The organism is uncultured Cocleimonas sp., assembly GCF_947495625.1.
Lineage (GTDB): Bacteria > Pseudomonadota > Gammaproteobacteria > Thiotrichales > Thiotrichaceae > Cocleimonas.
Window position 1 is genome coordinate 57,175 of the sequence record NZ_CANLZW010000027.1, and the last position, 6,885, is coordinate 64,059.

General features: G+C 40.0%; 8 protein-coding genes and 1 pseudogene. 6 read left to right on the forward strand and 3 right to left on the reverse strand.

What is annotated here, in order from left to right; translation table 11 throughout:
- Nucleotides 1-2 precede the first annotated feature (2 nt).
- The 3 genes and pseudogenes from Q1A31_RS14965 (at nt 3) to Q1A31_RS14975 (ending at nt 2,614) form a co-directional block, all read left to right on the forward strand.
- Nucleotides 3-1,136 (forward strand): acyl-CoA dehydrogenase family protein, encoded by a 1,134-nt coding sequence (locus Q1A31_RS14965; protein WP_299878403.1) that lies wholly within the window; start codon nt 3-5, stop codon nt 1,134-1,136.
- 95 nt (nt 1,137-1,231) lie between these two features.
- Nucleotides 1,232-1,408 (forward strand): annotated as a pseudogene (locus Q1A31_RS14970) (rubredoxin); the annotation flags it as partial.
- Between the two features lie 81 nt (nt 1,409-1,489).
- Nucleotides 1,490-2,614, forward strand: coding sequence for an NAD(P)/FAD-dependent oxidoreductase (locus Q1A31_RS14975; protein ID WP_299878425.1), 1,125 nt, complete (start codon nt 1,490-1,492; stop codon nt 2,612-2,614).
- A gap of 20 nt (nt 2,615-2,634) precedes the next feature.
- Here the strand turns inward: Q1A31_RS14975 and Q1A31_RS14980 are convergent, their stop codons facing one another.
- The 3 genes from Q1A31_RS14980 to Q1A31_RS14990 all read right to left on the reverse strand — a co-directional run bounded on the left by Q1A31_RS14980 (nt 2,635) and on the right by Q1A31_RS14990 (nt 5,362).
- On the reverse strand, nt 2,635-3,849 hold the full coding sequence (locus tag Q1A31_RS14980) for a class I SAM-dependent methyltransferase (protein ID WP_299878406.1): 1,215 nt from the start codon (nt 3,847-3,849) through the stop codon (nt 2,635-2,637).
- Between the two features lie 88 nt (nt 3,850-3,937).
- A complete protein-coding gene (locus Q1A31_RS14985) occupies nt 3,938-4,519 on the reverse strand; it encodes an NUDIX hydrolase (protein WP_299878409.1) in 582 nt (193 codons plus the stop codon).
- Nucleotides 4,520-4,735: 216 nt separating this feature from the next.
- On the reverse strand, nt 4,736-5,362 hold the full coding sequence (locus tag Q1A31_RS14990) for a DUF4124 domain-containing protein (RefSeq protein WP_299878412.1): 627 nt from the start codon (nt 5,360-5,362) through the stop codon (nt 4,736-4,738).
- Between the two features lie 175 nt (nt 5,363-5,537).
- Between Q1A31_RS14990 and Q1A31_RS14995 the strand changes: the two genes are divergently transcribed.
- From Q1A31_RS14995 to Q1A31_RS15005, 3 genes are all read left to right on the forward strand, one after another.
- Nucleotides 5,538-5,900 carry a DUF4870 domain-containing protein gene (locus tag Q1A31_RS14995; protein WP_299878415.1) on the forward strand — a complete coding sequence of 121 codons (363 nt, stop codon included), beginning with the start codon at nt 5,538-5,540 and terminating at the stop codon, nt 5,898-5,900.
- A 35-nt stretch (nt 5,901-5,935) separates the two neighbouring features.
- Nucleotides 5,936-6,184 carry a DUF2164 domain-containing protein gene (locus tag Q1A31_RS15000; protein WP_299878418.1) on the forward strand — a complete coding sequence of 83 codons (249 nt, stop codon included), beginning with the start codon at nt 5,936-5,938 and terminating at the stop codon, nt 6,182-6,184.
- Between the two features lie 81 nt (nt 6,185-6,265).
- Nucleotides 6,266-6,661 carry a DUF2391 family protein gene (locus Q1A31_RS15005; protein WP_299878421.1) on the forward strand — a complete coding sequence of 132 codons (396 nt, stop codon included), beginning with the start codon at nt 6,266-6,268 and terminating at the stop codon, nt 6,659-6,661.
- Nucleotides 6,662-6,885 lie beyond the last annotated feature (224 nt).

Sequence of the window (6,885 nt, forward strand, 5' to 3'; positions counted from 1 at the left end):
ATATGAATAGTATAGCCTCAAATCTATTGAACACAGATACCCCCTTAGATGAACTACTTGATGCGACTCGAAAAATAGTCGATACAGATTTGAAACCCTTAACCGTAAAAATCGATTTAGAAGGTTATTACCCCGAATCTGTAATGCGCAAATTAGGTAGTGAAGGTGTCTATAGACAGCATTTATCAGATATGCGATCCAGCGGCATACCAGACATGGGAGCAGCGATCCAGGCAATGGGTGTTGTTTCGCATGAATGTATGTCTACAGGATTTGCCATATGGTGTCAGGACACCTGTGGCTGGTATATTCAAAATGCTGCTAATTCAACCGTTCGAGACAATTGGTTAGGCAAAGTATCGAGTGGAAACGTTTTAGGTGGAACCGGCATGTCTAATACCATGAAAGCATTTGCTGGCATTGAAGATTTACGCCTAAAAGGAAAAAGAGTTGATGGCGGTTACATTGTTAATGGCAATCTTCCCTGGGTCTCCAACTTAGGAAAAGATCACGTTTTTGGCACTCTTTTTGAACTTGAAGGACGCCTAGGTGGTTCCGTAATGGCACTTGTGGATTGTAATGCAGAAGGTTTTGAGCTTCGATTATCAGCCCATTTCGTAGCACTTGAAGGGACACGAACATTCGCTTGTATTTTTAAAGATGTATTTATCCCAGATGAGATGATCATTGATGATGATGGTGCTGCGTTTTTAAGAAGATCACGCACTGGCATCGTTCTTTTACAGTTCGGCATGGGAATTGGAAATATACAATCCTGTATCGATATTTGCAGATCTGTTGAACCGTTACTGGGTCATGTGAATGGCTATCTTGATGATAGACCTGATGAATTACAAGAAGAGTTAGATGACGCCGTAGAAGCGGCTTTAATTCTTGCTGAAGAACCTTATGAGACTGACGATGATTACTTCCGTGAGGTGTTGCAGCTTCGCTTGACTGCTGGTGAGCTTGCTCTTAAGGCCTCACAGTCCGCTATGCTTCACACCGGGGCACAAGGTTATCTTCAGACAGCCCCTGCACAGCGTAAATTACGTGAGTCTTATTTTGTTGCGATTGTAACGCCTGCAATAAAGCACTTGAGGAAAGAGCTCGATACTTTGGCGCAAGCCGCTTAGAAAAAATAATACGAAGGTACTGTGAAACACTTTTCAGTACGTTACGATTTGATGATGTTATCGCTAAATTACAGGAAGTACCCGGAGACTTAAGAATGAGTACGGAAGAATTTCAACGTTACGTATGTGACGCATGTGGATTTATTTATGATGAAGCTAAAGGAGACCCTGATTCTGGACTAATCCCAGGCACGCGATATATTGATATACCAGAAGATTGGGAGTGCCCTTTATGTGGCTTAACTAAAAGTGATCTTCGTCTTTTACCTGAAGTAGCGGCACTCCCTCAAATAAATCGAACTTCTTCACGATCACAAAAAATCAATAAAGGCAGTGAATACACTACTGTTATTGTGGGTGCAGGTATTGCAGGCTGGTCAGTAGCGGAAGCTTTACGAAGGCGAGACCCAGAAAGACCCATTCTCTTAGTTAGCGCATGTAAAGGTTATGTTTACCCAAAACCTGCAATTTCATTGGCATTGAGTCAGGGTAAAAAAGCAGAAGATTTGATCAGTATGGATGCCGAAGCAAAAGCACTCGAACTTGGTATTGATGTGCGTACAGAAACCCGAATTATGCGTGTTGATACCAACAAGAAACGATTAGTAACAGTTAAAGGTGGAATCGAATACGATAAACTCATATTGGCAATGGGCGCTCATCAAAAAGAATTGCCAATTACAGGGGATGCGGCAAGTAATATTTTAAGTGTCAATGACTTACAAACGTATAAGAAACTCTGTGAAAAATTGGAAAATGAGATTAAACACATCACAATTCTTGGTGCTGGTCTTATTGGGTGTGAATTTGCAGACGATATAACTAAGGCAGGTTACAAAGTCACTGTTATTGATCCACAACAACAACCTCTTTCTGCTTTACTGCCTGAAGCTATGAGCAACGAACTTGTACAGAAGTTAAGTAATAATGGCGTTGAATGGAAATTTGGCGCTACGCTTGATAGCTTGAATAATGACGTTGATGGCGCTTATGTTGCAAGATTATCAGACGATAGCATTTTAAAAACTGATCTTGTCTTGTCAGCTGCCGGTCTGGTTGCAAATACCAAGCTAGCAACAAAGATGGGCTTAAAAACCGACAACGGAATTTGTGTAAATGATGATATGCAAACAAGTAACCCTGATATTTATGCAATAGGAGACTGCGCATCTTTAGAAGGAGAAATTTTTGCCTTTATCGAGCCTATTAAACGTCAAGCTGAGACAATCTCTGCAGATATAACTGGTATACATGAAAAATTCATGCCATTACCACCATTGGTAAAAGTAAAAACACCTTCGCTTCCGCTAAGTATTTGTCGACCAGCTGGGGCAAACGATATTGAATGGAGTACGGTTTCTGAGCAAACTAAAGGTGGGTATTTTGAACTTCGTGACGGTGAAAATATGATAGGGTTTGCATTAAGTGGCGATTTGGCATCAGGAGCAGGTTCTATCTATAAACAACTGAGTCACTGAGTCTTAAAATAGCTAAATGTCTATTTTTTTACTGTGCCCCAAATGGCATAAACAGGATCAGACGTTTTTATTTCCTCAAAGTACTGATCATCCTCAGGCCTTGGTAAACCGCGTTTGGAATAGGTATTTAGTTCACTAAATAATCCAGAGTCGCTAAAGTACTCCAATACCAGTTGCATTCTCTCGAATGGGTGGAGTTGCGACCAAAGTGTAATTGCTTTCGTAGGAAACCAGCGCTCAGAAAATGTCACCACAAACTTCCCACCTGGTTTAATAACGCGCGCGGCTTCTGTCATGATTTTAAGTGGATAGGTTAAATATTCGATAGAGGCAGTGCAGATTGCTGCATCGAAATGATCATCTGCATAAGGCAGTATCTGATGCAGATTTAAATCCTGGACTGTAAAATCATTGAGTTGCTTATTCGCTTCTAGCTCCTGTTGATTCATCCCCAGACCAGTCACATGGCTTAATGAAAGATCATCGCTCAGATGTGAGTTCCAACTACTCATTAAATCGAGTACTTTGGCGTTTTTATCCAGTAGTTTTGAATACAACTGAGTAATTTCAGAAGTCGCGGTAGCATCCAAATGATGAACCATACGAGGCTCTTTATAAAAAGTAGCATCTTCTGCTTCATCTTCACGTTTAAAAGGATAATCGGAAAAGTAAGAAGCCCTGCCAAATTCAAACGGCACCTGCATACCCGGGCCTCTATTAGCCACTATTTGACCTATGTGCTTTTTTCTTGTTTCTTCCTGATCTTCTGTATTTTTAGGCTCTAACCATTCAATAATAGTTGCGGACAAGGTCAAAAAATATTTTGCCAACGGATGATTGCAGTCACCTGTCATATTGTCGCCTTCCATAGACATTATGCGAAAGGGTTTAAAATCACGGGGATCAGTTCCAAGTCCCTTACTAGCAACGGCACTTGGAAAATAACGGTATAACATAGGAATAATATTTTGGCCTCGAAAGCCTTTATCAAAATCTTTAGCAGCAAAGGTTTTAACTTTGGCAGGGTCAAAACTCATCCTCAATAAAGCATTCGCTGGAAAGGTTTCTGTGTAACTTTCACCTACGGCTAACTCAGCTAGATTTTCAGAAAATCCAGTAGGAAAAACATCTTTTTCCAGATCTATATCTTCCGCATGAAAAACATCGCAATGCTCAGCACTGGCACTTACCCAACTTAATGAGAAATCTATTTTCGCGCGGGTATTTTTTGTCATCTGAAAGCTGTCTTTGAAGTTTATTGATATGTCGAAAAGAGCCAGAAACTCATCGATACATTGTTACAATATATACTAGGAATTATCTTTATTTGATATATTTTTCTGGAACCTGGTAAACCAGATTATGTACTTTGTAATCTGTTAATTTACTGCGATGTTCCTTTTTACGATCAGCAAAATAACACTGTAAGGTTTGGGTAATGACATTAAACGCCATCTCAGACCATGGGATATCTTCCTCATCAAACAATGCTGTTTCCAGACTTTCGATGCCGGGCGAAAAACTATCTCCAACAATATCGCCCTTGAAAATCATATAGACTTGATTGATTTGCGGCATGCTCATCACCGAATAAAGCCTCAGATCATCGAGCTCAACATTTGCTTCTTCCTGTGATTCTCGCAGTGCAGCTTCTTCTACTGTTTCACCGTTTTCCATGAAGCCAGCAGGCAAGGTCCACAAACCATAACGTGGTTCAATGGCTCGTTTGCAAAGTAAGACTTTTTCTCTGCCGTCATCGCCCATAATTAATGGCAGTGTACCGGCAACGATATTAGGATTTTGATAATGAATTGTCTCGCAGGAAACGCAGACAAAACGAAGTCGGTTATCGTTATCAGGAATTGCCTGTTCTACTTTTTCGCCACACTGATTGCAGTACTTCATCCGTCAATTAACCTCAATGGAATTTATCAGCAGAATAACGAGACTTGAGGAGAAATTGCAAATTTCCTGTTAACTTCTTGCTAAAATTTTATTGTAGCACAGCGAATTTTAGCGACCTTGTATTTAGATTCGTTTTTCAAGCAAAGACTTCAATACTACTAACGATTAGCAGGGAATAGATTCATTTAAGTCACCCCCCTACTTATAGGCGTTTTTTTATTGATTCGGGTTTGCGTTAACCACGTTAGTATTTGCAGTAGCATTTTGGGTGACTGGTTTTTTATTAAATAGTTTTGATACACGCAGAACCGTAAAGCTGACCGATTGGCTCTTCAATACTTTACCTGTCTTATCCATTACTTTAACGCTTACTGTGTGCTCGCCGCGCGCTAGATTACTGAAATTCTGGGTACGAGAACTACCCTTAGCCACTTCTTTGCCGTCGATAGAGAAAGAAATAACATGGCCCGCTTTAAGTTTTGGTTTAAGGCTGATTATTGCAGATACATCGCCATCATTTGCGCGAATAGGTTGATTAGCCTTTGGCGCAATAAATGTTAAAGATGTGTAAGCTCCAGCAGTTGCTTTCGGAGTTGCTTGCTGCTGATAGGGATCAGCTTCTTTTGGAAAACTCACAGGCTTCCATTGCTCACCATAGTTTTCAATCACGGTTAGTTTTGGCATATCCATCTGTTGTGCCTTAGCATTTGCCGGCGGTCGGTCACCATATTGTATGTTGCCGCGAGCGTCTTTCCACTTATAAAAGCCTTCTGCCATTGCAGAAGATGTGAAAGTTGCGAAAGCACATGAAAGAATAAGTAGCCAATGTGATAAGGTTTTCATCTGTTTTACCTTGAAAAACATGAATTTGGCTTGATTATAACAAAATAGAGAGCGGTATTAGAAAAATTCCGATAACCGCGCAATGATCTAACATTATCGTGCATCATCGTTACTTAGATGACTGATAGCTCTTAAAAACTGATTAGCAATAAATGACTAAACCAAAGGAACAAAAATGAGTAATGATTTACTACCGCAGACCCCAGAAGATCGCAAATGGGCTAGCGCTATGCATGCGGCAGCTTTAATCGGTTTATTATTAGCCCCTGGTTTGGTGCTTGGCCCATTGATAGTATGGTTTCTAAAAAAGGGTGACAGCGAATACCTCTATGAACAAGGCAAAAAAGCGATCAATTTTCAGCTCACTATATTGCTTATAGTGTTTGTTTTCGCATTGTTATCAGCCATTATCAAACCACTGCTCGCGATCGCTTTTATGACAGGAATAGGCGGCATTATTTTTGCTGCGATGGCAGCATTTTCTGTATACAAAGATGGTGATTTTCAATACCCATTCTCACTTTCAATTATAAAATAAGACACAAATTACTGACATAAAGAGGCGCACCCTGCATGAGTGAGATTACCTTTTCATCTGAAGAAAAATCTGAAATCATCCAGAAGGTGCAAAAATACTTCAACCAAGAACTGGATCAAGAAATCGGCAGTTTTGATGCTGAATTCTTAATCGATTTTTTTGCTAAAGAGGTCGGACCTTACTTTTACAACCGCGGTCTATACGACGCTCAGCAACTTGTTACCGAGAGGGTAGAAGAAATCGGATACCTCATTCAGGAATTAGAAAAAACGACCAAACTCTAGTAGCCTCTACACTAATCACCAAACTCATAAAGTTTAGTCACTTAAAATTAAGAGTTTCGTTATCCAACCTAAGGAACCAATATGAATCTAAGCTTTAACTTAGAAGATGCCAGTCAGGTCGCCATTGGATCTTTTGCCTTAGCGGTACCTATTTCATTCTCTGAAGAAGCCTGGAGAATCGGTGAAAAGTTGCCCTTATCAAATCTTTTATTAGTGTTCGTTTTATCAATAGCATTCTTAAGCTTTTTCGCTTACGGAAGTGTGTTCCAGTCAAACATCAAATATAGAGTTCCGGTATTTGTTATACGCATTATTATCGCTTATTTGATAGCAGCGTTTGTGGTCGCACTGGTGTTGTCATCGCTCGACAAATTTCCATTACTGACAGAACCAAACATCGCATTAAGACGTCTGATAGTCATAACCATGCCGGCATCTATGGGCGCTATAATTGTGGATAGTTTCGACAAAGAGTAAGTGAAAATTAGGTCGCAACTGCATGTATAAATAGCGTGACCACTCTGTAAAGTTAGCGTTAGTCATTTCAAACGACGAAATGAAAAATCACCTCGCAAAGCATAAATTCTATTTACGTTTTCAAATTGCAAAAACGTAATATCATTCAAAAGATACTCTGTTCGCCGTCAAGTGAATAATCCCATTACGAATAGAAAAAACTAATGAATCACGATGCTACTAAA